Raw genomic sequence first — 25,420 nt, 5'->3', positions numbered from 1 at the left:
GCAGGAGCGGCACCGAATGAAAGGCATCACATGAGAGCGCTCGTCATCAACGGCAAGCTCGACCTCGTCGAGACCGATGTGCCCACGCCCGAACCCGGGAAGGGTCAGGTCCGCCTCCGGATGGCCTTCGGCGGTATCTGCGGCTCCGACCTCCACTACTACAACGAGGGTGCCAACGGTGAGTACGTGGTGCGCGAACCCCTCGTTCCCGGCCACGAAGTGTCAGGCACGGTGGACTCGGACCCCTCGGGTGCGCTCCCATCAGGTACTCCTGTGACTGTCCACCCCGCTACTTTCGGTCATCCCGAACCGGGCATCGAGGACCGCCGGCATCTATGGCCCGGAGGCGCTTATCTTGGCAGCGCCTCCACCCAGCCACACACTCAAGGGGGGATGAGCGAATTCCTCATCGTTGATCGATCCATGGTGCGGCCCCTCCCGAACGGTCTGTCATTGCGGCGGGCAGCCCTCGCAGAACCTCTCGCTGTGGGACTGCACGCACTCACGGTCAGCGGAGGAGTCCGGGGTAAGCGCGTACTCGTGTCCGGGTCGGGGCCCATCGGTCTGCTCACGATGGCCGCCTGCCTCGCTGAAGGCGCAGCCGAGGTCGTCGCCACCGATGTCCTTCCCGGACCGCTGGAACGCGCCCGATCCCTCGGCGTCCACAGGACCATCCAGATCGGTACCGAGGACGTCCCTGCCATGGAGTTCGACGTCGTCCTCGAGTGCTCCGGCGTTCCCGCGGCCGTCAACGCAGCACTGCAGGCCGCCCGGCGCGCAGCAATCGTCGTGCAGGTCGGGATGGTTCCGAACGAACTTCGGGGCATCAACCTCGCCCCCCTGATCTCCAAGGAGCTCCAGCTCCGGGGTGCCTTCCGATTCAACGACGAGATGGACCGCGCCATCGAACTTCTCGCTGACATTCCCGCGATCGAGGACGTCATCACGCACGTCCTACCGGCCAGCCAGGCACTCGAAGCCTTTGCGATCGCCAAGGACTCCGGAACCTCCGGCAAGGTGGTCATCTCTCTCTGGCACGACGAGCGATGAATACCACCGCAGCCGGAGAGGGCGAGATGGACCAGGAACCGCGTGCGTCCGACCGCGTCGTCATCGGCGTCGACCTCGGCACGACCAACACGAAGGCGGTCGCCTTCCGGACCGACGGCACCCTCGAGGCCTCGCATTCGGCCGGGTACCCGCTGAATGAGCCACACCCGGGGCACGCCGTGCAGGATCCGCTGCTCATCCTGGCAGCAGTACTCGAGTCGGTGCGTGACGTCGTGAGCCAGGTAGGTGCACACCGCGTCGCCGGCCTCTCGTTCAGCTCGGCGATGCACAGTCTCATCGGGCTGTCCCCGGCCGGAGATCCGGTGACGGATGTCGTGACCTGGGCCGATACCCGCTCACGTGTCCAGGCAGAGCGCCTGCGTGCCTCGGCCGGCGGGCTGGCCCTCCATCGCCGTACGGGCACCCCTGTGCATCCCATGTCGCCGCTGCCCAAACTCGTGTGGTTCCGCGAACAGGAGCCGAAGCTGTGCGAGGCCGTCGGATTCTGGGTCGGCATCAAGGAATTCGTCCTCCTACGACTCTGCGGTGCCCTGGTGACAGATCACTCCATCGCCTCAGCAACCGGTCTGCTCAACATGGGCACCCTGACATGGGATGAGGAAGCGCTCACGATCGCCGGTGTGCAACCCGAACAGCTACCGGAGATCGTCCCGACGACGACGGTGCTGCCATCACTGACCGACGAGACGGCCCTTGCCCTGGGTCTGCCGACCGCCACACCCGTGGTCGTGGGAGCCGCAGACGGGCCCCTGGCGAACCTCGGAGTAGGCGCGGTACGCCCGGGCGTCGCAGCATGCTCGGTCGGAACGAGCGGGGCATTGCGTGTCTCTGTCGACCGACCCGCTGTCGATCCGCTCGGTGGAGTCTTCTGCTACGCGCTCACCTCCACCCGGTGGGTTGTCGGCGGAGCGATCAACAACGGGGGAGTGGTCCTCGGATGGGCCGGTGACGCGATCGCGCCGGACCTTCCTGAACCGTCAGAGGAAGAGCTGTTAGCTCTCGCAGCACGGGCAGCCCCCGGATCTGGGGGACTGTTGATGCTTCCCTACCTGCTCAGCGAGCGGGCACCTCACTGGAGCTCGATACCCCGGGGCGCCTACGTCGGTCTCACCCGGGCTCATCGTCGCGAGCACCTCGTACGAGCCGCCCTCGAGGGAGTCTGCCTGCAACTGGCACTGGTACTTCACTCCATGCGCGCCGCCGGACTCGAGGTTACCCACATACGAGCCACAGGGGGCGTCATGCGTAGTCCGCTCTGGCGTCAGATCCTGGCTGACGTCTTCGGGATGCCCATCGAGTTCGCGCACGGACAGGAGGGTTCGGGCTTCGGCGCGGCGCTACTGGGAATGGAAGCCCTCGGCCTCATCACGTCCATCGACGTTGTCGCTGACATGGTCGAGATCGAGCAGACCGTCCGGCCCCGCCCCGCCGCCGCCGCGGTCTACGCCTCGCTCCTGCCGGTCTACTCCGAGCTGTACAACGCCCTCGTACCGACCTTCACCTCCCTGCGCCGACTTGCTCCATCACTACCCATCGACCTCGACCCTGGTTCAGGATCCGCCGTTGCCGATCGTTCGACGTGAAGCAACACCTGCCTCGGGCTGCCGGCAACAGTCAGCGAACAGAGGGCTCCGATACGTAGTCGTCTCTGGGACGACGAGAACCGGGCCGATGCCTACCTCAGTCTCTCTCCACGTCGTCGAAGGAGTCGGCATGTCCGCCTCAGAACCAGCTGAACCGAATCGTTCTGCACGCGTGCTTCTCGAGCGCTCCAGCTATCCGGAGTACCTGCGGATCACGGAGATCCTGCGGAAGGAGACCGTGGGCGGCATCCTGCTGCTGATCAGTAGCGCCATCGCGATCCTCTGGGCGAATTCCCCGTTCGCCGACTCGTACTTCGCCGTCCGGGACTTCGAGTTCGGCTACGAGCCGTGGCACCTGAAACTCTCGGTCGGCACGTGGGCGTCGGACGGGCTCCTCGCGGTGTTCTTCTTCCTCACGGGCCTCGAACTCAAGCGGGAATTCGTCGCCGGTGACCTCCGGCGGATCAGCCGTGCGATCGTGCCCGTCGCCGCGGCCTTCGGCGGAGTCGCCGTCCCGGCACTGATCTACACCATCGTGAACCTGTCCTCGCCGGACACCCTGCGCGGCTGGGCCATCCCCACCGCGACGGACATCGCCTTCGCCCTGGCCGTCCTAGCCGTGATCAGTTCACACCTACCCGGTGCCTTACGAATCTTCCTGCTGACCCTCGCCGTCGTCGACGACCTCATCGCGATCGCGATCATCGCGTTCTTCTACTCCGAGGACGTCCACCTGATCTTCCTGCTGTGGATGCTCCTGCCGCTGGGACTCTTCGCGATCCTCGCCCAGCGCAATCCGAAGTTCTTCGGCAGTACCACCGTCGGACCATGGCTCATCCTCCTGCCGCTGGGCATCACGGCCTGGGCGCTCATGCACGCCTCCGGCGTCCATGCGACCGTCGCCGGCGTGCTCCTGGGTTTCTGCGTCCCGGTGCTGCGACGCACACCCGAGGGCAAGCCGGCCCTGCCACGCCCCAACAAGCCCGGCCTCGCAGAAGTGCTCGAACACCGGTTCCGGCCGATCTCCACCGGCTTCGCCGTGCCCGTCTTCGCGTTCTTCTCCGCCGGGGTGGCGATCGGCGGCGTCCAGGGTTTCACCTCGGCCCTGGCCGACCCTGTGCTCATCGGCATCGTCCTCGGCCTGGTCCTGGGAAAACCGCTCGGGATCATGGCCACCACGTTCATCGTCACGAGAACCACCAAGGCCCATCTCGACCCCGGCCTGAGCTGGTGGGACCTGCTCGGCGTCGGAATCCTCGCCGGAGTGGGCTTCACCGTCTCCCTCCTGGTCAACGACCTCAGTTTCAGTGCCGGGAGCGAGCATCAGGACCACGCGAAGGTCGCCATCCTCACCGCCTCACTCACCGCCGCCCTACTCGCCAGCGTGGTGCTGCGCAGCCGCAACAAGCACTACCGCCGTATCGAGGAACAGGAAACGATCGATGCCGACGACGACGGCATCCCCGACCTCTACGAAGACCACGGGAAGTAGGGCGAGCGAGGCGTAGGCACGCCGGCTGAACTCCGGGGGAGGGAGTCCACCCGCTGGACGGCGGTTCGGGGGAGTGCGTGATGCATGCCCTCCCGGCACTATGGCAAGCTTGCCCGGTGGCTTCTGTGCATTCGCTGATCCTCTTCGACCTCGACGGCACGCTCGTCGACCCCGCGGGAGCTATCACCGGGGGCATCAGCGCCGCACTGCGCCGCCACGGGCTGCCGGTTCCTGACGACGATACCCTTCAGGCCATGGTCGGGCCATCCCTCGTCGAATCGCTGACCTCGCTGGCCGGGGTGCCTGCCTCCCACGTGCAGGACGTCATCGCCTCCTACCGCGAGGGCTACGTCGCCACCGGCATGGCGCGCAGCAGGCCCTACGCCGGGATCGCCCGCTGCGTCGGCGCGCTGGCCGACGACGGCGCCGTCGTCGCCGTGGCAACCCAGAAGCCCGAATGGCTCGCCGAGGAACTCCTCGCCGTACAGGGGCTCCGACACCTCTTCGCCTCGGTGCACGGCTCACCGCGGGACGAAACCACGGCCGCTCCAGGCAAGGCCCCCATCATCCGGGCAGCCCTCGAACGTCACCCCGACGTGGCCGGCTCCGCCGTGATGATCGGGGACCGCCGGCACGACGTCGAGGGCGCCGCCGCGAACGGCCTGCCCTGCATCGGCGTCGGCTGGGGCTTCGCCGCGCCGGGGGAGCTGGAGGACGCGGGAGCCTCCGCCGTCGTGCAATCAGCCGACGAACTGCTCGAGGTGCTTCAGACCGGTCCGTGACATGACGCGCGCGGGAGTACGGCGGCGCCGCAACCTTAGAAGATGCGGTTCGTGGGGTGCGTGGCCACCGCAGCCAGCTCGGACAGCCGATGGGCCCGCGCCGATTCGGCGGCCGTGAAGGGATCCCCGACCCTGGAGAACACCAACGGTTCTCCGGCGGGGGAGGGGATCTTGAGGACCTCGGACCCTTCGACGAACGACCTGACAGTCGCCGACGGCGCCAGAACGGGCTCGGCCATGAGGAGTTCTGCGACGGCGTAGCGCAGTTCCGCGGGATCCTGGGCGACCCGGCAGGCGAGCGAAAGAGCCTTCGTCTGCCCGTCGGCGAGAGCCAGAGCCGTCGACGGCCACACCCGGGCCGATAGGCTGCCCCCAGCGGTGAAGGCCCGAACGAGGTCCTGCTCAGAGACGCCTGCGGGTACTGCGAGGACGAACTCATCGACACTCGCCTGTGCGCCGGGGTGGATCTGCAGCGAGAGGATGTTGACACCGCGCCGGGCAAGCTGGTGAGAGACACGCTCAAGCGCGCCCGGGCTCTCTTCGACCAGGACGCGAGCCCGCCAGAGATCGGTCGCCGTGTCGAGGTGCCTGCGCTGTCGCAGGGCAGGCGCGTGGAGCCAGGCTCGGAGAAACCTCATGACCGAGGGCTCCGCCACCCAGATCACCAGTGCGGTCGCGGTGAGCGCGAGGATGAGGACCTTGAGCGGGTAGCTGAGGTGCGTCTGCACGATCACGGCGTGGACGGCCAGTTCGATGGGCAGCATCACGGCGACATTGGCCAGCGTCAGCCGGACCTTCCCTGGCTCGGGCAGCTGCCCGCAGGAATCGCATCGAAGCGACGCGGCAGTGGAACCTGTAGAACGTGTCATGGCTTCAGCGTGGAAGGCGCCCGTTTCGACAACGTTGCGGCCCTGTTCCACGACGAACAACTTGACGCATGGGGCTCGGAAGTGATCAGGATCCAGCTCCCGAGATGTGGGATGTCGTCATGTTCGCCGGTGCTCGTCTAATTCTCGCAAGAGCGTCATGTGGATGGTGGATGACCCGTTGCACGGCGAGGTTCGGAGATATGGTGTCAGTGCTCGTCAGCACCGGGCACCGTCGAGGAGTAGATCTCCCGCACGTCACTTAGTACGATGCGTGTCAAAATATGCCCCCTCTCGGCGTACGGTGGGATCGATGAATACCGCTGCCCGATCCCGTTTCCCGGTTCTTCTTCTGCTGGGCATCGTGTTCATCGGTTTCATCCTTCGGGGGCCGATTGTGGCCGTCGCTCCCATTACCGGCCAGATCAGCGGTGAGCTGTCGCTGAGCGCGGCCCAGGCAGGGCTGCTGACGACGCTGCCGGTCCTGTGTTTCGCCCTCATGACGCCGTTCGCGTCCCTGTTCGTCGGGAGAGCGGGCGCGAACTTCGCCACGACGACGGCCATCCTCGGCGTCGGGGTCGGTTCCATCGTGCGCTCGGCCGGCGGCGTGGAAGCCACGGTCGCGGGCACGATCATCATGGGAGCGTTCATCACCGTCGGCAATGTGGTCCTCCCGGTGATCATCCGGCGGGATATCGAGCCCAGGCGTGTCGGCATCGTCACGGGTGCATACACCTCGGCGCTGAACGTGGGCTCGATGATCACGACCCTCGCGACGGTCCCTCTGGCCGCCGCCTTCGGCTGGCGTGGAGCACTACTGACGTGGATCGGGTTCGTTGTCACCGCTGCCGCAGTGTGGCTGATCGCCATCGGGCCCGGATCGGCCTTCCGGTGGGGGCCGCTCAGACCCGCCGTCGAATCATCCGCGGCCGACGCAGCAGGGCCTGGCACCGGTGGCATCCCGCTCCCGGTCGCGAAACCGCGCACCTGGCTCAGCCTCTCGGCCGTCCTGCTGGCGCTGACCTTCGGCGCCCAGGCGTTCTCCTACTACGGGCTCACCGCGTGGCTGCCGACCATCCTCGAGCAGGAGCTCGGTTACTCGGCCGGCCGGGCCGGGACGAGCTCGTCCATCTTCCAGATCGCGGCGGTCGTCGGCGCGCTCGGGGTGCCGTTGCTCTCCCAGCGGCTGGGTGTCCCGAGGACGTTCGCCCTGGTCGCCGCGCTGTGGATCAGTTGTCCGCTGGGACTGCTGCTGGCTCCCGCCGGCTGGCTGGCATGGGGTCTTCTGGGTGGTGTGGCCCAGGGCGGCGGCATCACGATCGTCTTCATGCTGGTCGTGCAGCTGGCACTGAGCGGTACGCACGCGCGGCAGCTGTCCGCAATGGTGCAGGGCGCCGGTTACGCCATCGGCGCCACCTCTCCCTCCCTCATCGGTGCCGTCCATGACACCACCAGCACCTGGGCGTTGCCGATCGGCGTCGTGCTGGCGGCTACTGTCGTGTTCGCCGCTGCCGGGCTCGCCGGTTCCATCCGTGCAACAGACCGGCGTCGTCGCACCACCTGACTCAGGGAGCGGATGGCGTGCGCCGCTGTGGGCGCCGGGGTGACGGAGCGCTCCGTCGGCGGCGATGGACTCGAAGACTCGATCCGTGCCGCCCGCGGGGGCGGAATGGTCGCCGTCGTCGGATTGCCGGCTCCCGGCAAGTTCGGGGAACGGCGCTGTACGATCGATGGCTGAACGGAGGAACGGACATGGCACGAGTGACCGAGGTGACGGACGAACCCGACGTCGAGGACTTCGACTTCGTCAAGGTGCTCTCCGCCGTCGCTGATCCCGTACGGCTCAGCATCCTGAGACAACTGGCCGAAGCCTTGGAAGCAATCAGCTGCGGAGCCATCGACCTGCCCGTCAAGGCGTCAACGGCCACCCACCACTTCACCGCTCTCCGCCAGGCCGGCGTCCTGCACCAGTACTACATCGGCACCTCGAGGATGAACGTGCTCCGGACCGAGGACCTGGAAAAGGCCTACCCCGGCTTCCTGCCCTCCGTGATCGCCGGCTCGGCCGGCATCAACCGCGACTGAACACTCGCCAGCCGCAGTCCTGCTACGACGCTGTAGCAGCGATCAGAGCCCGCATGGTCCGGTTGAGCTCCTGCACGTCCTCCCGGGAGAGATTCAGGCGCCTCATCATCGTGCCGGGCACGGACAGGGCACGTTCGCGCAGGGCGGTACCGGCCTCGGTCAGGCTGACGGCCAGCGCACGCTCATCGCCCTCAGCGCGTTGCCGCGTGACGAATCCCAGCGCCTCGAGGCGCTTGAGCATGGGGGAGAGGGTCGCCGATTCCATGAGGAGATCCTCACTGAGCGACTTCACGGTCCGCGGGTGGCGTTCCCAGAGCGCGAGCATGACCAGGTACTGCGGGTGGGTCAGATTCAGTTCCTGGAGCACCGGCCGGTAGGAGTTCACGACGTTGCGCGATGCGACTGACAGGGCGAAGCAGAGCTGCTGTTCCAGGAGCAGTTCGTTGCCCGTCGGCTCATCAGAGATGTCTGCAGGGAGGACAGGGCGAGTGACCGTGGCCAATGCGGGGCTCACTCAGGAGTGCGGGTGGTGAGGTAGGTCGAGCCGTCGGCGTTGCGGACGACCTGCCACTGCTGCAACTCGTCCTGACGCCCCTGCTGGGCGGCATCGTTGCGGTACACCACCTCGCCGGTGGTCGTGCCACGAGCTGCCGGACCGAAGAACATCTGCAGCTTGTTGGTCGCTCTCATGAAACGGTGTGCGAATGGCGGCTTCTTGGCCATGATTGTTCCTTCGGACGCGAGCGGAGTACCTATGATTAGGGTACTAACGGTTCGTGCGCTGATCAAATGAGCGGTGCACGTCCGAGGCCCGTTCGCCGAACGAGCGTGAAGGCAGGTCCCGCTCCAGCCTGCTGATGAGGGCGAAGCTTCCGCTACGGACAGCTGCCAGATATTCCGCGGCGCCGCAGAGCGCCAGTGCTGCGTCGGCCACCTGGACCGGCGAACCCGGTGTCACCAGGCCGTCGGCCCGGAGGCTGATGAGGGATTCGACCAGGCGGAAGGCTATCTCGCCGTGGTGCTGAGGGTCTTCGGGCCACAACGGGTGAGGTACCACGGCTGAGCCGAGCCGACGGTAGAGGCCCCGCAACTCCGCCCGGGCCGCGAGGAAATCGTTGAACCGCGGATTCTTGGCCTCGGGCAGGTGGTAGAGGATGCCCACGTTCCACGGGCCGCTGCACAACTGGGTCCCGTCGAACAGTGCCACGGCGTGGAGTCGAACCGCTGGGGACGGATCGTCCGCGGCGGTTCCCGTGGTAGCGCATACCGCCCTGGCGAAGGACAATCCCTCCGCCACCGTCCCGGTCAGGAGTGCCTCGAGGATGTCGTCCTTGGTGGCGAAGTGGTGGTACAGGGAGGACTGGCGGATACCGACGGCGTCCGCGATGGCACGGGTGGAGGTTGCGGCGTAGCCCTGCGTGGTGAAGAGCTCCGCCGCCGCGTCGAGGATCTCCTCGCGGGCCGTCGCTCCGGGGCGGATCGACTGTTGCGCGCGGGGTCGTCCCGGTCCGGCCAATGTCACGCCTCATTCTTACACCACGCAACGAAGGTCCCTGTCGACAGCGCTCCCTCCCGGGAGGCGCGAAACATCACCGAAACGTCCTCCTCATGAGTTCTTCACGCGAGTGAAACCCGTGCGGGACCTAGGGGCGGAAAACTATCAAGTGACCGGTATTACCGGGGGTATCGACACCTCTCCGCCGGCACCCACCCGTTCCGAGCCCGGAGACACAGATGACGATTCCACTCTCGACCCACGCGGACGACGCCGACCTCACCTCCCTCGGGTACGAACCATCCCTGCACCGCAAGCTGGGGCGATACGCCTCCTTCGCGGCAGGCTTCTCCTTCGTCTCCATCCTCACCACGATCTTCCAGCTCTTCGCCTTCGGCTACTCCTTCGCCGGACCGGCGTTCTTCTGGACCTGGCCCATCGTCCTCGTCGGCCAGCTGCTCGTGGCCCTCAACTTCGCCGAACTGGCCGCACGGTATCCGCTGTCCGGTGCGGTCTATCAGTGGGCGCGACGTGTGGGAGGAGAGACCGTGGGGTGGTTCGCCGGCTGGTTCATGGCGATCGCCCAGGTGGTCACCGCCGCCGCTGCAGCCATCGCCCTCCAGGTCGTGCTGCCCCAGTTGTGGAGCGGGTTCCAACTCGTCGGCGGTGATCCTGCCCTCAACACCGTCACGGGCGCCGCCAATGCCGTCGTCCTCGGCGCCATCCTCCTGGTGGCGACCACCGTCATCAACGTCGTGGGTGTCCGGCTCATGGCGCACGTGAATTCGATCGGCGTGACCTGCGAGATCATCGGGGTCGTCGCCGTCGTCCTCGCCCTGATCACCGCGGCACAACGCGGGCCCGACGTCGTCCTGGACACCACCGTGCTGCAGACCTCGGAGCTCGGCGCCGTGGGCGCGTTCCTGGTCTCCGGCCTCATGGCCGCCTACGTCATGGTGGGTTTCAACTCGGCAGGCGAACTGTCCGAGGAGACCCGGGATCCTCGCCGCACCGCCCCGCGGACCATCATCTCCGCGCTCGCGATCTCCGGCATCGGCGGAGCGCTCATGATCGTCACCGCCCTGATGGCCGCACCCAGCCTCGACGACGGCCGCCTCGCCACCGAGGGCCTGCCCTACGTCCTGACCGCGGTGCTCGGGACCTTCTGGGGCAAGGTGCTCCTGGTCGACGTCGCCGTCGCGATCTTCGTCTGCACCCTGGCCATCCAGACCGCCGGGTCGCGCCTGGTCTTCTCGATGGCGCGTGACGGCAAGCTCCCTGCCTCCCGGCTGCTCTCCACCGTCCACCCCCGCCGCGGGACCCCGATGTGGCCGTCCGTCGCCATCGGTGCCCTCGCCGTCGGCGTCCTGGCCATCAACGTGGGGAATGCCGCCCTCTTCACCACGCTGACCAGCGTCTGCATCGTCATGGTGTACATCGCCTACCTGCTCGTCACCGTCCCGCAGCTGCTCAACCGGCTCCGCGGGGACTGGGACCGCGTGGGGCAGACCATGCCGTCCGGCCTCTTCTCCCTGGGCCGCTGGGGCCTGCCGGTGAACGTGCTCGCCGTCCTCTACGGCGCCGTCATGGTGGTCAACCTGGCATGGCCCCGCCCGGAGGTGTACGACCCCGCCGGCGAGAACGGGATCCTCCTCTACTCCGCCCCGCTCATGGTCGCCATCGTGCTGCTCCTGGGTCTCTGGGTCCGCCGGAGCATCGCGGCCAGGGCCTCCTAGCAGCCCTGCAGCACCCGTTGCCGCCGACAGAACCGACAGAACCGACAGGATCGCCATGACACAGACCACCCAGGCCCCGACGGGTACGGCCACCACGGCCGGAGCCCGCACCCACGCGCGGGCCCAGCACACCCGGACGGCGGACACCATGCGCCACATCCCGGTGTCCTCCGCACCCTCCTCGCTCACGGGCACCCTGCCCGACGGCGCCGCCGACCGCCTGGTCTGGTCGGAGACGCTGGCCTTCGGCCGCTACACGACCCTGCAGCTGGCCCGTGGCACGCGCCTCCGCCTCACGGACACCGGCGATGCCTGCGTGCACACCCTCCTCTATCGTGCCGGGGCGCCGCACGAGCGCTTCAACGCCGCCGACACCGTCAAGGTGCCGTGGCAGGCCTACCCCGGCACCGGGCACCCCCTCCTGTCCGACGCCGGGCGGGTCCTCGCCACGATCGTCGCGGACACCTCGGGCAGCCACGACGCCCTGACCGGCGCCACCACGCTGGCCGGGAACACGGCACGGTACGGAGCCGGGACTGCGCACAGCGCCTCCCCTTCCGCACGGGAACTGTTGACCCTCGGGGCACTGAAGAACGGCCTCGGGCCGAGGGACGTCGCCCCGTCGCTGACCTTCTTCAAGGGCATCCACGTGGACCCCGACGGCGGTATCCGCTTCACCGGCAGCGCGGGCCCGGGAGCACACGTCGATCTGCTGCTGCAGGTGGACACCGTCGTCGTGCTGGCCAACACGGCACACCCGCTCGACCCGCGCACCGAGTTCACGGGCACCGCCGTCGACATCGCCGCCTGGCGGGCGCCCGGGGACCTCGCCGCACTGGCCGAGGGACGCCTGATCGGGCCGCTGGCGCCCGAACACCTCCAGGCCCTGAACAACACCGAGCACGATCTCGCCGCAAGGAGCACCCGATGACCACCACCCTCTCGCAGCCGGCGGACAGCATCGCCCTCGTACCCGGTGCCGTCGTCCTCGACGAGTACGTCGAGGCACGCGGGCCGTGGTCCGCCGTCGTCGCCGCGGGCGACGTCCTCACCATGGTGGACCTCGACGGCAACCAGGCGGTCGACTGCCTCCTCTACGCCGCCGCGGACACCACCGTCCGGTACTCCGCACCGGTCACCATCGCCCAGCAGCGCTCCATCGTCCTCACCACCGGCTCCGCGCTCCGCGCGGACACGGGCCTCGCCCTCATGACGGTGGTCGCGGACGAGGTGGGCGTGCACGACACCATCGGCGGCGCCTGCTCGCAGGAGTCCAACACCCTCCGGTACGGCCAGCACACGCGCGAACAGCACGCCTGCGTGGAGAACTTCCTCATCGAGGGCTCCCGCTGGGGACTCGGCAAGCGGGACCTCGTCTCCAACATCAACTGGTTCATGAACGTGCCCGTCGATCCCGACGGCGCCCTCGGGATCGTCGACGGCCTCTCCGCTCCCGGCAAGCGCGTCGCCCTCCGGGCCGAGGTGGACACCCTCGTGCTCGTCTCGAACTGCCCGCAGGTCAACAACCCCTGCAACGGCTTCAACCCCACGCCCGTCCGCATGATCGTCACACGCCCGGAGACTGCCGCATGAACCGCTTCGACACCCTGCTGGTGGCCAACCGCGGCGAGATCGCCTGCCGCATCATCGAATCGGCCCGCAAGCTCGGCCTGCGCACCGTTGCCGTGTTCTCCGAGGCGGACCGCGGCGCCCGGCACGTCCGGCTCGCCGACGAGGCCGTGCTCCTCGGCCCGGCACCGGCCAAGGAGTCCTACCTCCGCGTCGATGCGCTACTGGCCGCCGCGGCCTCCACCGGCGCCGGCGCCATCCACCCCGGCTACGGCTTCCTGTCCGAGGACGCGGACTTCGCGGAGGCCGTGGAAGCCGCCGGACTCGTGTTCGTGGGACCCACGCCCGGGCAGCTCCGCACCTTCGGCACCAAGCACACCGCCCGTGACGCCGCATCCGCCGCCGGCGTCCCCATGATCGCGGGCTCGGGCCTGCTCGACGGGGTCGACGATGCGCTCGCAGCCGGACAGGCCATCGGCTACCCGCTCATGCTCAAGGCGACCGGCGGCGGAGGCGGCATCGGCATGACCGTCTGCCGCACCGAGGAGGAGCTCGCCGAGAGCTTCCCGCGCGTCGCCCGGCTCGCCGGAGCCAGCTTCGGCACCGCCGGCGTCTTCGCCGAGCGCTACGTGGAGAATGCCCGCCACGTCGAGGTCCAGGTGTTCGGCGACGGCGAGGGCCGCGTGGTCAGCCTCGGCGATCGCGACTGCTCCCTGCAGCGCCGCCACCAGAAGGTGCTCGAGGAAGCGCCCGCACCGGATCTGCCGGACGCCCTCCGCGAGGAACTGCACCGGAGTTCGCGGGCACTGTGCGCGTCGCTGGGCTACCGCTCGGCCGGGACCGTGGAATTCGTCTACGACTCCGCGCGCCAGGAGGCCTCGTTCCTGGAGGTGAACGCGCGCCTGCAGGTCGAGCACCCCGTCACCGAGTCGATCACCGGCGTCGACCTGGTCGAGTGGATGCTCCGCCTCGCCCAGGGCGGGCCCGATGCCGCAGCGGTCCTCGCCGGCGTCCCCGACAGCGTCCCCGTCTCCGGCTACGCCGTGGAGGCGCGGGTCTACGCGGAGGACCCGGCACGCGGCTTCCAGCCGAGCGCCGGCACGATCACGAACGCCGCCTACCCCGAGGCGGACCACGTCCGCGTGGACACCTGGGCCGAGACCGGCAGCGAGGTCTCCACCAACTACGATCCCCTCCTGGCCAAGATCATCACCTCCGGCAGCAGCCGCGACGAGGCCTTCGACCGCCTGGCCGGCGCGCTCGCCGGCACACGGATCGACGGTATCGAGACGAACCTCGGCATGCTGCGCGCCGTCAGCACACTCGACGTCGTCCGCGCGGCAGGGCACTCGACCAGCACGCTGGACACGGTGGGAGATCCCGAGCCACGCATCACCGTGGAGCGGCCCGGACTCCAGACCAGCGTGCAGGACTGGCCGGGCCGCACCAGCCTGTGGCAGGTGGGGGTCCCGCCGAGCGGTCCGATGGACGACCTCTCCTTCCGGCTCGGCAACCGAGCCCTCGGCAACGAGGAAGGAGCCCCCGGTCTCGAATTCACGATGACCGGGCCCAGCCTGACCTTCTCGCACGAGACCACCCTGTGCGTGACCGGCGCGGAGGTCCGCCTCACGGTGGACGGGGTGGACGCCGCCGCGTGGGAGCCGATCACGGTCCCCGCCGGAGGAACGCTCGACGTCGGGACCGCGGAAGGGCCCGGCCTGCGCGGCTACATCCTGTTCGAGGGCGGCCTCGACATCCCGCTGTACCTCGGCAGCGCGTCCACCTTCACGCTGGGACAGTTCGGTGGGCACGCCGGCCGCGTCCTCCGGACCGGTGACGTCCTGAGGGCCGTGCCGACCGCTCCACCCGCGGGAGCCGCTGCTCCGGTGCCACTCGACGCCCGGCCCGCGCTGACCACGCGATGGGAGCTCACGGTGGTCGAAGGCCCGCACGGCGCGCCGGAGTTCTTCCAGCGGGAGGACATCGACGAGCTCTTCGCCACCGACTACGAGGTGCACTTCAACTCCGCACGGACCGGCGTGCGGCTCATCGGACCCAAGCCCCGCTGGGCGCGGAACGACGGCGGCGAGGCAGGCCTGCACCCGTCCAACATCCACGACACCGCCTACTCCGTGGGCGCTCTGGACTTCACCGGGGACACCCCGATCCTCCTCGGACCGGACGGTCCCAGCCTCGGCGGGTTCGTGTGCCCGGTGACCGTCGTGACGGCGGACCGCTGGAAACTCGGGCAGCTCCGCCCGGGCGACACCGTGCGCTTCGTCCCGATCCGGGCCGTCCAGGCCCCGTCCATCCGTGATCTCGGTCCCGGTCGGCAGCTGATCCAGGACGCCCCCGACCCGACAGGTAAGGGATCTGCGGCCGGCCTGCTCCTCGGGCGGGGGGACGGCGATGACGGCGTGCTGGCGCGCATGGGGGAGGAACCGGGCAGGCCCGCCGTGACCTACCGCCGCTCCGGCGACGACAACCTCCTCGTCGAGTACGGCGACATGGTGCTCGACCTCGGTCTCCGGGCCCGCGTGCACGCCCTGCACCAGGCCGTGGAGCAGATGCGGCTGCCCGGCGTCGTCGACCTGACTCCCGGGATCCGCAGCCTGCAGGTCAAGGTGGACCCCTCCGTCCTGTCCACCCGCCGTCTGCTGCAGGTGGTGCAGGACGTCGAGGGTGCCCTCCCGGCCAGCTCGGAGCTCGTGGTGCCCAGCCGGTCGGTGCGCCTGCCCCTGTCCTGGGACGACCCGGCGACCCGCGAGGCCATCGAACGGTACATGGCGGGTGTGCGGGACGATGCCCCATGGTGCCCGTGGAACATCGAGTTCATCCGGCGCATCAACGGGTTGGACTCGGTCGACGAGGTGTTCGACACCGTGTTCGACGCCGAGTACCTGGTCCTCGGTCTCGGCGACGTATATCTCGGAGCGCCCGTCGCGACGCCGCTCGATCCCCGGCACCGCCTCGTCACCACCAAGTACAACCCCGCGCGCACCTGGACGCCGGAGAACGCCGTCGGCATCGGCGGTGCCTACATGTGCATCTACGGGATGGAGGGACCGGGCGGATACCAGTTCGTGGGCCGCACCACCCAGGTCTGGTCGCGCTACGCCGATTCCGCGCCGTTCCAGGCGGGGTCACCGTGGCTGCTGCGGTTCTTCGACCGCATCTCCTGGTACCCGGTCGGCCCGGAGGAGCTGATGGACCTGCGGGCCGACATCGCGGCAGGCCGGGGACGCGGCGTGGAGATCGAGGAGGGGACGTTCTCGCTCGCCGAGCACGAGCGCTTCCTCGCCGACAACAGCGCGTCCATCGCGGAGTTCCGCGTCAGGCAGTCCGCGGCCTTCTCCATCGAGCGGCAGGCGTGGGCCGACGCCGGTGAGTTCGACCGCGCGGATGCGGCTGCTGCCGTCGTCCCCGCGTCGGAGGACCTGGTGGTGCCGGACGGTGCCTCCCTGGTTCCGGCGCCCTTCGCCGCCAGCGTCTGGAAGGTGGACGTGGCAGTGGGGGACACCGTGCTGAAGGGCCAGGCCCTCATCTCGCTCGAAGCCATGAAGATGGAGACCGTCCTCACCGCTCCCTGCGACGGCACCGTGCTGCAGGTCCTTCCCCTCGCCGGGTCGCAGGTCGTCGCCGGCGAGGCGCTCGTGGTGTTGGGCGCATCGCCCGAACCGGGGCAGGATTCCGGATCGCGACAGACGGAAGAGGTCGCAGCATGAGCGCCCCGGCAACCGGTCGCGTGCGAACCGCCCTCGCGGCCATCGCAGCAGTGGACCGTCCCGAGATCTGGGTGACCCTGCGGGCGGCGGATGACCTCCTCGCCGATGCGGCGGACGTCGATGCCCGGGTCGGGGACGGCGAGGAGCTCCCCCTGGCGGGCCTGCTGCTCGCCGTGAAGAACAACGTGGACGTGGCAGGAACCTCTACCACGGCGGCTTGCCCGGGCTTCTCCTTCCTCCCCGGCAGGGACGCGGAGGCGGTGCGCCGCCTGCGGGCAGCAGGAGCCGTGGTGCTGGGCTCCACCAATCTCGACCAGTTCGCCACCGGCCTGGTAGGTACGCGCAGCCCCTACGGCGCGGTCCGGGACTCACGCCGTCCCGAGTACATCTCGGGCGGGTCGAGCTCCGGATCGGCCGTCGCCGTCGCCCTGGGTCTGGCCGACATCGCGATCGGCACCGACACCGCCGGATCGGGGCGCATCCCCGCCGGCCTGCAGGGCATCGTGGGCATCAAGCCGACGCTGCACGTGGTCCCGACGGACGGCGTCGTGCCGGCCTGCCGTTCCTGGGACGCCGTCACCATCCTGGCACGCGACCTGTCGACGGCGGAGCGGGCGATGGGTGTCATGGCCGGGGGAGCACGAGCGTGGCCGGCCGATGTACGCCTCGCAGCACCGTCCCGACCGCGCGTCGCCTATCCGGCCGACCTGCCGGAGCTGTCGCCCGGCTGGGCTGCCGAGTTCGGCCGGCAGGTCGCCCGGCTCGCGGCATCCGGCGTCGATGTGGAACCGGTGCCGATCGATGTCTTCCTCGAGGCGGCCCGGCTCCTCTACGACGGAGCGCTCGTGGCGGAGCGCCATGCCGCCGTGGGGGAGTTCGTGGAGAACGCCGTCGGGGACGGCCCCGCCGGACTCGATCCCACCGTCGCCGGCATCATCGGCCGTGCAGGCACGCTGCCCGCGCATCGGTACGTCACCGACACTGCGCGCCTGGCCGAGCTCAAACGGGCGGCACTCGTGCAGCTGGAGGGCTTCGACGCCCTCCTGGTGCCCACCGCACCGGTACATCCCCTCCTCTCCGAGGTCGCGGCGGACCCGGTGGGCGTGAACTCGCGGATGGGGACGTACACGAACTTCTGCAACCTCTTCGACATGTGCGCGGTCGCGGTGCCGGCAGGGGAGGTGGACCGGGCCCAGTTCGGCGTGACGCTGGTCGGGCGCACGTTCGACGACGCCGTCGTCGCCGACATCGCCCGCCGCATCGAGCGCATTCCTGCTCCTCCTGCCCTGTTCTCGGACGGGGCCGTCGGCCCGATGGATACCGCCGGGCCGTGGCCGTTGGCAGCGGGAGCAGCCGGCGTCCCGCTCGTCGTGGTCGGAGCGCATCGTCGGGGCCAGGTACTCGCCCCGCAACTCGAGGACCTGGGCGCTTTCTGGGACGGCCCCGTCCGCACGGCCGCCCGGTACCGCATGGTGGCTCTGGACACGCATCCACCGAAGCCCGGTGTCTACCGCTCCGACGACGGTGCGGAGCTCGTCGGCGAACGGTGGATCCTCTCCGAAGCAGCACTCGGGCGGTTCCTGGCGATGCTGCCCGAACCCATGCTGCTGGGGTCCGTACGCCTCACCGACGGGACCACCGCCGTCGGCTTCGCCTGCGACGCGGTGGCCGCGGCCACTGGCCAGGACATCACGCAGCACGGGGACTGGCTCGCCGCCCTGGCGGCCCCGGCCGGAGGGACCGCAGGGCACGCGGGCGAGGATCAGCAGCAGTACGGCGCCCTCCGCACGTTCCTGCTGACGGCGCTCTCCCGCGGTCACTCCACAGGGGCGGGCCGTGGATAGCCACCCTGCCTCTTCACCGTTCCCCGGACGGACGAGGGGTGACGCACCCCGTCCGGGCAGCACCGCATCCGGGAGGGACGTGGACCAGCGCGGGACGGCACCCGGATGGTGGCACAGGATCTTCCATGCTGGACGGACGACGGGGACGACCGCGTCGGGGCAGGCGGGTGCGAGCGCGGAGTGGCGATACTCGTGGCTACTGCCCGGGGACGCGGCACTCGCCGCACCGCCCGCTGTGGGCCCCGAGCTGAAGTAGCTCGCGTCGGACAGGCAGCCCCTGGAAGGTCGGTTCGCGAGGACGCCGCCGGCTGTCGTGATGCCGACTCACACGGACGACATCACGCCGGGTGCTGCTCGAGATCGCTTCCGACGAGTGTGCGGATGGTGTCGGTCATGTGTTCCTCGACCGCGTGTACGGCGGTCAGGGGGTCACCGGTCGTGATGGCTTGCACGATGCCCGCGTGCCGGTGCGCGCTCATGTTGCTGATCGCCTGATCGACGCCTGCATACATGATGCTCATCCGGATGGACCCCTCGAGCGACTTCCATGAGTGGACCAGCGTCCTGTTCCCCGTCAGTGTGCACAGGGCGTGATGGAAGTCCAGGTCCGCCTGGATGCGCTCCTCGAGCGAACCGTCGCTCGCCTCTTCCATCTGCCGGATGTGTCGCTCGAGTTCCCTCACAGCTTCCTCCCGGTCGGCCCGGTCGGCCAGTGTGCGGGCGGCGAGTGACTCGAGGGCGGACCGCACTTCGAAGATGTCCCGGACGTCAGCGGTGTCGAGGTGGCGCACCGCGAGCCGACCCCTGGCTCCCGAGGAGATCAGACCCTCCTGCTGTAGCTGCCGCATCGCTTCACGGAGGGTGCCACGGCTGATCTGCAGGCGCTCCGACAGATCGGTCTCCACGAGGTGCGTCCCGGGAGCGAGTTCTCCAGTCGTGATGGCACGCCGGAGCGCCGCCAGCGCCTGCTGGCGCAGGTTGGTCTTCTCCAGCCCCCCGAGAAGTGACATCGGTGCTCCCTTGTGAGTCATGCCTTCCACCGCCTCTGTCGACAGTAGATTGTCGACAGAATCGATCTTACGGAAGGTTGTCCGGTTCTGTTCCCAGAACCGCTCCATGATCAGGGGGCGCCGTCTCGGGACAGCTCGGCCAGGACCCTCTGCACGATCCGGTTCGTGGACAGCCCGTACCTCTCGTGCAGGGTCGGCAGCGCGCCTGCGTCGAGGAAGCGGTCGGGGAGTGCGACAGGAACGATGCGCCGCCCGCTGCCGGCCCGGACTGCGACTCCGGCCACGGCTTCGAACAATCCCCCGACCTCCGTATGGTTCTCGAGGGTGACAACCAGCCGGTCCTGCTGGAGTTCATCGAGGATCGTCGTCGTGTCGAAGGGCTTGATCGTGGGCGAGTGGACGACGGCGACGTCGACGTGATGGGCGGCCAGCTGCTCCGCTGCCTGCAGGGCTCTCATGGTCATCAGTCCGCTCGAGATGAACAGGACGTCCGTGCCCGGACGCAGCTGCTTGGCCTTGCCGAGTTCGAACGTGTAGTCGTACTCATCCAGGACTGTCGGCACGTTGCCCCTCAGCAGCCGCAGGTAGCTGGGTCCGGGTGATGCCGCGAGCTGGGGTACGGCCTGCTCGATGTCCACCGAGTCGCACGGGTCGATGATGGTGAGGTTGGGCATGCCGCGGAAGATCGCCATGTCCTCGGTGGCCTGGTGGCTCGGCCCGTACCCGGTGGTCAGGCCGGGCAGCCCTCCGACGACGTTCACATTCAGGTTCGGCTCCGCGATGTCCAGGCACAGGAAGTCGTAGGCGCGGCGGGCGGCGAAGACCGCGTAGGTCGAGGCGAACGGGATCATCCCTGTCTCGGCCATCCCGGCGGCCGCTCCGATGAGCAGTTGCTCGGCCATGCCCATCTGGAAGAACCGGTCAGGAAACGCCTTCGCGAAGACGTGCATGTCGGTGTACTTGCCGAGGTCCGCCGTCAGGCCGACGATGCGCGGGTCGGCCTCGGCTGCTGCCACCAGGGCATGGCCGAAGGGGGCCGGCGCGGTCCTCTGCCCGGGATCGGCGAAGGACGCGATCATCGCGGAGGTCTTCAGCTTCGGTTTCGTGGCTGTAGTGGTGTCGGGAGCCTCGCTGGTGGTACTCATGCTGAAGCCTTTCCTTCGTGTCCTGCGGTCAGCTGCTCGCGGCAGATCTGCCATTCGTGTTCCTCGATGCGCATGAAGTGCGCTTTCTCCCTCTGCTCGAGCAGGGGTACGCCCTTGCCGACCTTCGTGTCGCACAGGATGACCGATGGTTGAGCCGTGGCGCCTGCGCGGTCGGCGATGGTGTCCAGTGCGGTCAGGAGGGCCTGCGCGCTGTTGCCGTCCACCCGCTGTGTGTACCAGCCGAAGGACGCCCACTTCTCTTCGGCCGGTTCGATGCCGAGAACCGTCCTGGTGGCGCCATCGGCCTGGAGGGCGTTCATGTCCACCAGCGCGGTGAGATTGCCCAGTCGGTGGTGATGCGCTCCCATCGCTGCTTCCCAGGTGGATCCCTCGTCGAGTTCGCCGTCGGACAGGAAGTTGAAGATGCGGGCCGGTGAGTGCTGCAGCCGCAACCCCAGGGCCATCCCGACGGCGACCGTCAGTCCGTGTCCGAGGGAGCCGCCGGAGATCTCCATGCCCGGCGTGTAGGACGCCATCCCCGACATCGGGAGTCGGGAGTCGTCCGAGCCGTAGGAGTCGAGTTCGTCGACAGGCACGATCCCGGCTTCGGCCAGCGCGGCGTAGTGGCCGATGGCGTAGTGGCCGGTGGAGAGCAGGAAGCGGTCCCGTTCGGCCCAGTGGGGGTCCTCCGGGCGGTAGCGCAGCTGGTCGCGGTAGACCGCCGCGAACATGTCCGCGGATCCGAGAGCCTGCCCCACGTATCCCTGGCCCTGTACCTCGCCCATGTTCAGGGCATAGTGGCGGGCGCGGTAGGCGGATTCCTCGACCTCCGCCACGCGGGCGGCGAACTCGGCAGACGGCGGTGTTGCTGTTACTGGTGCAAGGGTCATGGCTGACTCCTTCTCGAGAGGGTCGGTTCAGGCGTGCTGCGGCAGGGGAGCGGCCTGGGCGGCCTCGGCGGCCAGGCGACGTTCCTTCGGGCCCCAGGTCTCACGGGTCATGAGTGCCGCTATGAGACCGATGAGCGCGTAGGTGGAGAACAGCAGGGCCGGGCCGAGCCAGCCGAGCTGGATGTACAGCAGGGTGGTGATGAAGGGGGTGAATCCCGAGACCATGGCCGAGATCTGGTAGGACAGGGAGGCGCCCGATGCCCGGGTCTTGGCCTGGAAGAGCTCGGGGAACCAGGCGCCCTGCGCTCCGGCGAGCGAGTTCTGGCAGACGGCGTAGGAGATGACGATGGTGATCATCACGCAGATGAACAGGCCTGTGTTGGCGAGCAGGAACATGGGGATGCCGAACAGGACCCCGAAGGCGCAGGACCAGATGTAGACGGGGCGTCGGCCGACACGGTCGGTGAGTCGTGCCCACGCCATCGTGGCGAAGATGCCGATGAACGACGCGACACAGAGGGAGGTCAGGGTCTCGGTCCGGGTCGCCAGCTCGGTGGTGTTGAGGTAGGAGATCATGTACGTCACGGCGACGGCGTAGCCGGCTGTTTCGGCGACGCGGAGGCAGATGCCGCGGACGATGCTGCGCCAGTCCTGGCGGATGACCTGCACGATCGGGTTCTTGACGATCTCGCCGTGGTCCTTCACGTCCTCGAAGACCGGGGACTCGGGGACCTTGGAGCGGATGATGAGGCCGACGGCGACGAGTACGATGCTCGCCAGGAAAGGTATACGCCAGGCCCAGTCGCCGATCAGGTTGGCGCTGGCCAGGAAGACCAGGTTCGCGAGCAGGAGCCCCACGGGGAAGCCGGCCTGCACGATCCCCGTGTACTTCCCCTTCGACTTCCACGGCGCGTGCTCGTAGCTCATCAGGATCGCGCCTCCCCACTCGGCACCGAACGCCAGCCCCTGGATGATGCGGACGATCACCAGGAGGATGGGGGCGAGGATGCCCACGGTCGCGTAGGTGGGCAGGAGCCCGATGGCGAAGGTCGCCAGCCCCATGATGATCAGCGAGGCGACGAGCACGGGCTTCCGACCCACCTTGTCCCCGAGGTGACCGCCGATGATGCCGCCCAATGGGCGAGCCGCGAAGCCGACACCCAGGGTCGCGAACGACGCCAGGGTCGCAGTGACCGGGTCGGCACCCGGGAAGAACGCCGGTCCGAAGTACAGGGCGGCAGCAGTACCGAAACCGATGAAGTCGTAGGTCTCGATCACCGCACCGACGCCCGACCCGACAGCTACCTTGCGGGCGTCCTTCGTCCCATGGACGTGGCCTCGCATCTGGAGAGCTTCATTGCTCATGGGACTCCTCGTTCGCTCTGGATGGGATTCACTGTTGACAGTCAACAAGGTGATGCAGCTAGTGTGATCTAGTGCACATCGCACTGTCAACAGTCAACAATATGTTGATGGAAGTCATCGGCCCCGGGTCGGTTTCGCACTCTCACAGATTCGAAGGAGCATCATGACTGGTACACAGCGCACCGCCGTCATCACGGGAGCCACGTCCGAGAAGGGCATCGGTGTCACGACGGCCCGCCGCTATGCCGCCCAGGGCTGGGCGGTCGTCATCCTCGACCTCGATCAGGAGAAGTCCGCCGCGACGGCAGCGGTGATCGGCAGCGAGTACGGCGTGCCTGCCTTCGGGCACGTGGTCGATGTCGCCGACGAGGAATCCGTGGTCCGTGCCGAGCGGGCGGTGGCCGAGCAGGTGTCCGCAGGGGGCCTGCCTCCTGTGGGTGCCCTCGCCAACATCGCCGGAATCACCTCGCCCGTCCCGTTCCTCGAGACGACGCTGGATCTGTGGAACAAGGTCATGGCCGTCAATGCGACCGGCACCTACCTCGTCACCAAGGCCTTCCTGCCGGCGATGCTGGAGAACAGGTGGGGGCGGATCGTCAACATGTCGTCCGTCTCCGCGCAGCGAGGAGGCGGCGTCTTCGGGAAGGTTCCCTACTCGGCCGCGAAGGCCGCCATCCTGGGCTTCACGAAAGCCCTCGCGCGCGAACTCGGCGACAGCGGAGTAACCGTCAATGCGGTCACGCCGGGAGCCGTGGACACGAACATCCGGGTGGGCAGCACGGACGAGCAGGAGGCCGCACTGGCCCGGGACATCCCCCTCGGACGCACCGCGACAACGGAGGAAGTAGCCGCGGTGATCACCTTCCTCTCATCCGACGACGCCGCGTACCTCACCGGATCGACCGTCGACATCAACGGGGGGAGCCACCTGCACTGACGCCGGGACTGCATGGCCGGCGCTCGCAGCGGGATCGGTCGTATCCTCAGGGCTGAGCGCCCTGTTCGACGGGATGTCCACGTCCGCCACCCCCGGCGCTCGGCTCAGCCTCGGTGCGAGCCTGCACCGTGCTGTGCGAGCCGGCCCACCTGTTCCTGCGGGCTGTCCGAGATGGCATCAGTTATCCGACGGGTCGCAGCGAGGACGGCCTGTTGCGTCGCTTCCGCGTCCGTCGTCTCCGAGTCGTGGAGAAAGGCGGTGACGCCCTGCCGCATCCCGCAGAACCCGATGATGCCGTGTTCGATCTGTGTGGTGAACGAGGTCCTGTAGCCATGCCTGGCGAAGGATTCCTCGCTCGTCCCCGAGATGGGGAGCAGGTGCGTGGTGAGGTGCTGGAGCCTGGGGCGGATGCGACCGTCCATGTCGTCGAAGGCCCATCCCGCGATGAAGACCCGGTCGATCCATCCCTTCAGCAGGGCCGGCATGGACCACCAGTACACCGGGAAGACCAGGACGAGGTCGGTCACCGCATCGATCCGCTGCTGCTCGAGCGTGATGGAGGAGTCGGGGTGCCCCGTGCCGCGATACAGCTGCCGGTCCTCGAGGGTGAAGCGGGGGTCGAATCCCTCCTGGGCGAGGTGCGCGACCGCTGACTCCTCCTCCCCGAGTGATTCATGGAGGTGGCGGGCGACGTGATGCGTGAGGGAGTCCGGGTCGGGGTGCGCTGTGACGATGAGGGTCGTCATGAAGGCCTTTCCATCGCTGGGTTCATGTCGGTTACGGCCATGCCGTCCCGCCGCGCTTCACGCGACGACGGCAGTGACTTCGGCCTCGACCAGGATGCCGGGCTCGAAGAGGATCTCCACGCCGATCAGCGCTGCCGGTGCCGTGGGGATGTCGAACTCCTGCCGGGCGAGTTCGACCCCGGCGTTGAAGGCGTCGTACATCTCCCTCTTCCAGCCGGCGGCGTACCAGGTGAAGCGGACGACGTCGTCGAACGTCGCCCCCGCGGCGGCGAGGGCTTTCGCCACATTGCGGTAGACCTGCACCACCTGCCCGGTGAGGTCTCCGGGCGCGACGAGGCGCCCCTCGTGGTCCCAGGCCACCTGCCCTGCGATATGGACCTGCCTGCTGCCCGTCGCGACGGCGACGTGGTGATACAGCGGAACGGAGTGGTGGTTGTCGGGATCGATCAGCGAAACGGGCACGGCGCGTCCTCCTCGGGCGATGGCTCACGGCCTCGGGGAGGCTCGTGGTTCAAGCGTGAAGTCAGCCTAGCAGACTTACTTCAGCGTTGAAGTCATCAGTGCCCGGCTAGGATGGCCTGATGCCCTCTCCTACCGGACCGCCTCCTGAGGCTGCGCCGGGCCCTGTTGCCTGGCTGTCACCCGACGAGAAGGAAGCCTGGACCGGCCTGGCCTCCCTGATGCTCCTGATGCCGGGGCGCTTGGAGTCACCGCTGCAGCAGGAGGCGGGTCTGAGCCTTTTCGACTACCTGACCCTCAGCCATATCTCCGAGACGCCGGATCACGAGATCAGGATGAGCGAGCTCGCCTATCTCGCCAATGGATCGCTCTCCCGCCTGTCCAACGTGGTCAAGCGCTTCGAACAACGAGGCTGGGTGAAGCGTTCCCCCGACCCGTCGGACGGGCGGTACACCCTCGTGGCGCTCACCACCGCCGGGTTCGACGTCGTCGTCGCCGCCGCGCCGGCGCATGTGCGCTCCGTACGCCAGTATGTGCTGGATCCCCTGGACGAGGACGATCAACGGGCCCTCGCAGTGATCGCGAGGAAGCTGCGCACGCGACCTGAGGACCTGGCGTAG

23 protein-coding genes are annotated in these 25,420 nt (G+C 68.4%); 13 read left to right on the top strand and 10 right to left on the bottom strand.

The annotated features are described in order from the left end of the window. The first annotated feature begins 30 nt into the window (after positions 1-30). The 4 genes from CI785_RS09930 (at position 31) to CI785_RS09915 (ending at position 4,928) form a co-directional block, all read left to right on the top strand. Complete coding sequence (locus tag CI785_RS09930) at positions 31-1,050, top strand: L-idonate 5-dehydrogenase (RefSeq protein ID WP_105031914.1); 1,020 nt, start codon at positions 31-33, stop codon at positions 1,048-1,050. Beyond that, positions 1,047-2,654, top strand: coding sequence for a gluconokinase (locus tag CI785_RS09925; protein WP_240615123.1), 1,608 nt, complete (start codon positions 1,047-1,049; stop codon positions 2,652-2,654). Before CI785_RS09930 ends, CI785_RS09925 begins: the two co-directional genes overlap by 4 nt. A gap of 130 nt (positions 2,655-2,784) precedes the next feature. Continuing rightward, the gene (gene nhaA, locus CI785_RS09920; protein WP_105031913.1) at positions 2,785-4,146 is read left to right on the top strand and encodes a Na+/H+ antiporter NhaA; all 1,362 of its coding nucleotides are present in this window, start codon (positions 2,785-2,787) and stop codon (positions 4,144-4,146) included. 116 nt (positions 4,147-4,262) lie between these two features. Beyond that, entirely contained in the window at positions 4,263-4,928 is a 666-nt protein-coding gene (locus tag CI785_RS09915; protein ID WP_240615122.1) for an HAD hydrolase-like protein, read from the top strand. Positions 4,929-4,963: 35 nt separating this feature from the next. Here CI785_RS09915 and CI785_RS09910 read toward each other — a convergent pair whose 3' ends face one another. Then, positions 4,964-5,797: an acetolactate synthase small subunit gene (locus tag CI785_RS09910; protein WP_105032160.1), complete on the bottom strand. Its 834-nt coding sequence runs from the start codon at positions 5,795-5,797 to the stop codon at positions 4,964-4,966. A gap of 310 nt (positions 5,798-6,107) precedes the next feature. Between CI785_RS09910 and CI785_RS09905 the strand changes: the two genes are divergently transcribed. Further along, the gene (locus tag CI785_RS09905) at positions 6,108-7,358 is read left to right on the top strand and encodes an MFS transporter (protein WP_157940224.1); all 1,251 of its coding nucleotides are present in this window, start codon (positions 6,108-6,110) and stop codon (positions 7,356-7,358) included. A 188-nt stretch (positions 7,359-7,546) separates the two neighbouring features. Further along, positions 7,547-7,879: an ArsR/SmtB family transcription factor gene (locus CI785_RS09900; RefSeq protein ID WP_105031910.1), complete on the top strand. Its 333-nt coding sequence runs from the start codon at positions 7,547-7,549 to the stop codon at positions 7,877-7,879. A 22-nt stretch (positions 7,880-7,901) separates the two neighbouring features. On the opposite strand, the gene CI785_RS09895 is transcribed toward CI785_RS09900, so the two are convergent. Genes CI785_RS09895 through CI785_RS09885 form a run of 3 tightly spaced genes read right to left on the bottom strand, consistent with a single transcriptional unit; the run spans position 7,902 to position 9,401 of the window. Further along, a complete protein-coding gene (locus tag CI785_RS09895; protein WP_240615121.1) occupies positions 7,902-8,381 on the bottom strand; it encodes a MarR family winged helix-turn-helix transcriptional regulator in 480 nt (159 codons plus the stop codon). A gap of 8 nt (positions 8,382-8,389) precedes the next feature. Further along, positions 8,390-8,602, bottom strand: a complete 213-nt coding sequence (locus tag CI785_RS09890) for a hypothetical protein (protein WP_105031909.1) — start codon at positions 8,600-8,602, stop codon at positions 8,390-8,392. Positions 8,603-8,645: 43 nt separating this feature from the next. Then, positions 8,646-9,401 carry a TetR/AcrR family transcriptional regulator gene (locus tag CI785_RS09885; protein WP_105031908.1) on the bottom strand — a complete coding sequence of 252 codons (756 nt, stop codon included), beginning with the start codon at positions 9,399-9,401 and terminating at the stop codon, positions 8,646-8,648. Positions 9,402-9,613: 212 nt separating this feature from the next. Here CI785_RS09885 and CI785_RS09880 point away from each other — a divergent pair, with 212 nt between their 5' ends. The 5 genes from CI785_RS09880 to atzF are packed head-to-tail and all read left to right on the top strand — an operon-like array spanning position 9,614 to position 18,248. Continuing rightward, the gene (locus tag CI785_RS09880) at positions 9,614-11,110 is read left to right on the top strand and encodes an amino acid permease (protein ID WP_105031907.1); all 1,497 of its coding nucleotides are present in this window, start codon (positions 9,614-9,616) and stop codon (positions 11,108-11,110) included. Between the two features lie 55 nt (positions 11,111-11,165). Then, complete coding sequence (locus CI785_RS09875) at positions 11,166-12,041, top strand: urea amidolyase associated protein UAAP1 (protein WP_105031906.1); 876 nt, start codon at positions 11,166-11,168, stop codon at positions 12,039-12,041. Continuing rightward, positions 12,038-12,703, top strand: a complete 666-nt coding sequence (locus CI785_RS09870; protein WP_105031905.1) for an urea amidolyase associated protein UAAP2 — start codon at positions 12,038-12,040, stop codon at positions 12,701-12,703. The genes CI785_RS09875 and CI785_RS09870 overlap by 4 nt, the downstream gene beginning before the upstream one ends. Continuing rightward, positions 12,700-16,404: an urea carboxylase gene (uca, locus tag CI785_RS09865; protein ID WP_105031904.1), complete on the top strand. Its 3,705-nt coding sequence runs from the start codon at positions 12,700-12,702 to the stop codon at positions 16,402-16,404. Before CI785_RS09870 ends, uca begins: the two co-directional genes overlap by 4 nt. Next, the gene (gene atzF / locus CI785_RS09860; protein WP_105031903.1) at positions 16,401-18,248 is read left to right on the top strand and encodes an allophanate hydrolase; all 1,848 of its coding nucleotides are present in this window, start codon (positions 16,401-16,403) and stop codon (positions 18,246-18,248) included. The genes uca and atzF overlap by 4 nt, the downstream gene beginning before the upstream one ends. Positions 18,249-18,586: 338 nt before the next feature. Here the strand turns inward: atzF and CI785_RS09855 are convergent, their stop codons facing one another. From CI785_RS09855 to CI785_RS09840, 4 genes are all read right to left on the bottom strand, one after another. Beyond that, positions 18,587-19,258 (bottom strand): GntR family transcriptional regulator, encoded by a 672-nt coding sequence (locus CI785_RS09855; protein WP_105031902.1) that lies wholly within the window; start codon positions 19,256-19,258, stop codon positions 18,587-18,589. A 110-nt stretch (positions 19,259-19,368) separates the two neighbouring features. Next, positions 19,369-20,403, bottom strand: a complete 1,035-nt coding sequence (locus tag CI785_RS09850) for a transketolase family protein (RefSeq protein WP_105031901.1) — start codon at positions 20,401-20,403, stop codon at positions 19,369-19,371. Then, positions 20,400-21,293, bottom strand: a complete 894-nt coding sequence (locus CI785_RS09845) for a transketolase (RefSeq protein WP_105031900.1) — start codon at positions 21,291-21,293, stop codon at positions 20,400-20,402. The genes CI785_RS09850 and CI785_RS09845 overlap by 4 nt, the downstream gene beginning before the upstream one ends. Before the next feature lie 27 nt (positions 21,294-21,320). Continuing rightward, the gene (locus tag CI785_RS09840) at positions 21,321-22,658 is read right to left on the bottom strand and encodes an MFS transporter (protein WP_105031899.1); all 1,338 of its coding nucleotides are present in this window, start codon (positions 22,656-22,658) and stop codon (positions 21,321-21,323) included. A 163-nt stretch (positions 22,659-22,821) separates the two neighbouring features. Between CI785_RS09840 and CI785_RS09835 the strand changes: the two genes are divergently transcribed. Continuing rightward, complete coding sequence (locus tag CI785_RS09835) at positions 22,822-23,595, top strand: SDR family NAD(P)-dependent oxidoreductase (protein WP_105031898.1); 774 nt, start codon at positions 22,822-22,824, stop codon at positions 23,593-23,595. Between the two features lie 104 nt (positions 23,596-23,699). Here CI785_RS09835 and CI785_RS09830 read toward each other — a convergent pair whose 3' ends face one another. Then, entirely contained in the window at positions 23,700-24,341 is a 642-nt protein-coding gene (locus tag CI785_RS09830) for an NAD(P)H-dependent oxidoreductase (RefSeq protein ID WP_105031897.1), read from the bottom strand. Positions 24,342-24,398: 57 nt separating this feature from the next. Beyond that, entirely contained in the window at positions 24,399-24,803 is a 405-nt protein-coding gene (locus tag CI785_RS09825) for a RidA family protein (RefSeq protein ID WP_105031896.1), read from the bottom strand. 119 nt (positions 24,804-24,922) lie between these two features. Here CI785_RS09825 and CI785_RS09820 point away from each other — a divergent pair, with 119 nt between their 5' ends. Next, complete coding sequence (locus CI785_RS09820; protein ID WP_105031895.1) at positions 24,923-25,420, top strand: MarR family winged helix-turn-helix transcriptional regulator; 498 nt, start codon at positions 24,923-24,925, stop codon at positions 25,418-25,420.

Origin of the sequence: Arthrobacter ruber (assembly GCF_002954225.1) — a bacterium.
GTDB classification, from domain to species: domain Bacteria; phylum Actinomycetota; class Actinomycetes; order Actinomycetales; family Micrococcaceae; genus Arthrobacter_D; species Arthrobacter_D ruber.
Note: the sequence above shows the minus strand (reverse complement) of the source record. Positions and strands in the feature narration are given on the sequence as shown.

Coding starts and splice junctions, on each gene's coding strand:
- CI785_RS09855 (WP_105031902.1), bottom strand. CDS start 19,258: ATGTCACTTCTCGGGGGGCTGGAGAAGACCAACCTGCGCCAGCAGGCG.
- CI785_RS09870 (WP_105031905.1), top strand. CDS start 12,038: ATGACCACCACCCTCTCGCAGCCGGCGGACAGCATCGCCCTCGTACCC.
- CI785_RS09845 (WP_105031900.1), bottom strand. CDS start 21,293: ATGACCCTTGCACCAGTAACAGCAACACCGCCGTCTGCCGAGTTCGCC.
- CI785_RS09910 (WP_105032160.1), bottom strand. CDS start 5,797: ATGACACGTTCTACAGGTTCCACTGCCGCGTCGCTTCGATGCGATTCC.
- CI785_RS09925 (WP_240615123.1), top strand. CDS start 1,047: ATGAATACCACCGCAGCCGGAGAGGGCGAGATGGACCAGGAACCGCGT.
- CI785_RS09820 (WP_105031895.1), top strand. CDS start 24,923: ATGCCCTCTCCTACCGGACCGCCTCCTGAGGCTGCGCCGGGCCCTGTT.
- CI785_RS09890 (WP_105031909.1), bottom strand. CDS start 8,602: ATGGCCAAGAAGCCGCCATTCGCACACCGTTTCATGAGAGCGACCAAC.
- CI785_RS09835 (WP_105031898.1), top strand. CDS start 22,822: ATGACTGGTACACAGCGCACCGCCGTCATCACGGGAGCCACGTCCGAG.
- CI785_RS09840 (WP_105031899.1), bottom strand. CDS start 22,658: ATGAGCAATGAAGCTCTCCAGATGCGAGGCCACGTCCATGGGACGAAG.
- CI785_RS09880 (WP_105031907.1), top strand. CDS start 9,614: ATGACGATTCCACTCTCGACCCACGCGGACGACGCCGACCTCACCTCC.
- CI785_RS09875 (WP_105031906.1), top strand. CDS start 11,166: ATGACACAGACCACCCAGGCCCCGACGGGTACGGCCACCACGGCCGGA.
- CI785_RS09850 (WP_105031901.1), bottom strand. CDS start 20,403: ATGAGTACCACCAGCGAGGCTCCCGACACCACTACAGCCACGAAACCG.
- CI785_RS09830 (WP_105031897.1), bottom strand. CDS start 24,341: ATGACGACCCTCATCGTCACAGCGCACCCCGACCCGGACTCCCTCACG.
- nhaA (WP_105031913.1), top strand. CDS start 2,785: ATGTCCGCCTCAGAACCAGCTGAACCGAATCGTTCTGCACGCGTGCTT.
- CI785_RS09900 (WP_105031910.1), top strand. CDS start 7,547: ATGGCACGAGTGACCGAGGTGACGGACGAACCCGACGTCGAGGACTTC.
- CI785_RS09905 (WP_157940224.1), top strand. CDS start 6,108: ATGAATACCGCTGCCCGATCCCGTTTCCCGGTTCTTCTTCTGCTGGGC.
- CI785_RS09930 (WP_105031914.1), top strand. CDS start 31: ATGAGAGCGCTCGTCATCAACGGCAAGCTCGACCTCGTCGAGACCGAT.
- atzF (WP_105031903.1), top strand. CDS start 16,401: ATGAGCGCCCCGGCAACCGGTCGCGTGCGAACCGCCCTCGCGGCCATC.
- uca (WP_105031904.1), top strand. CDS start 12,700: ATGAACCGCTTCGACACCCTGCTGGTGGCCAACCGCGGCGAGATCGCC.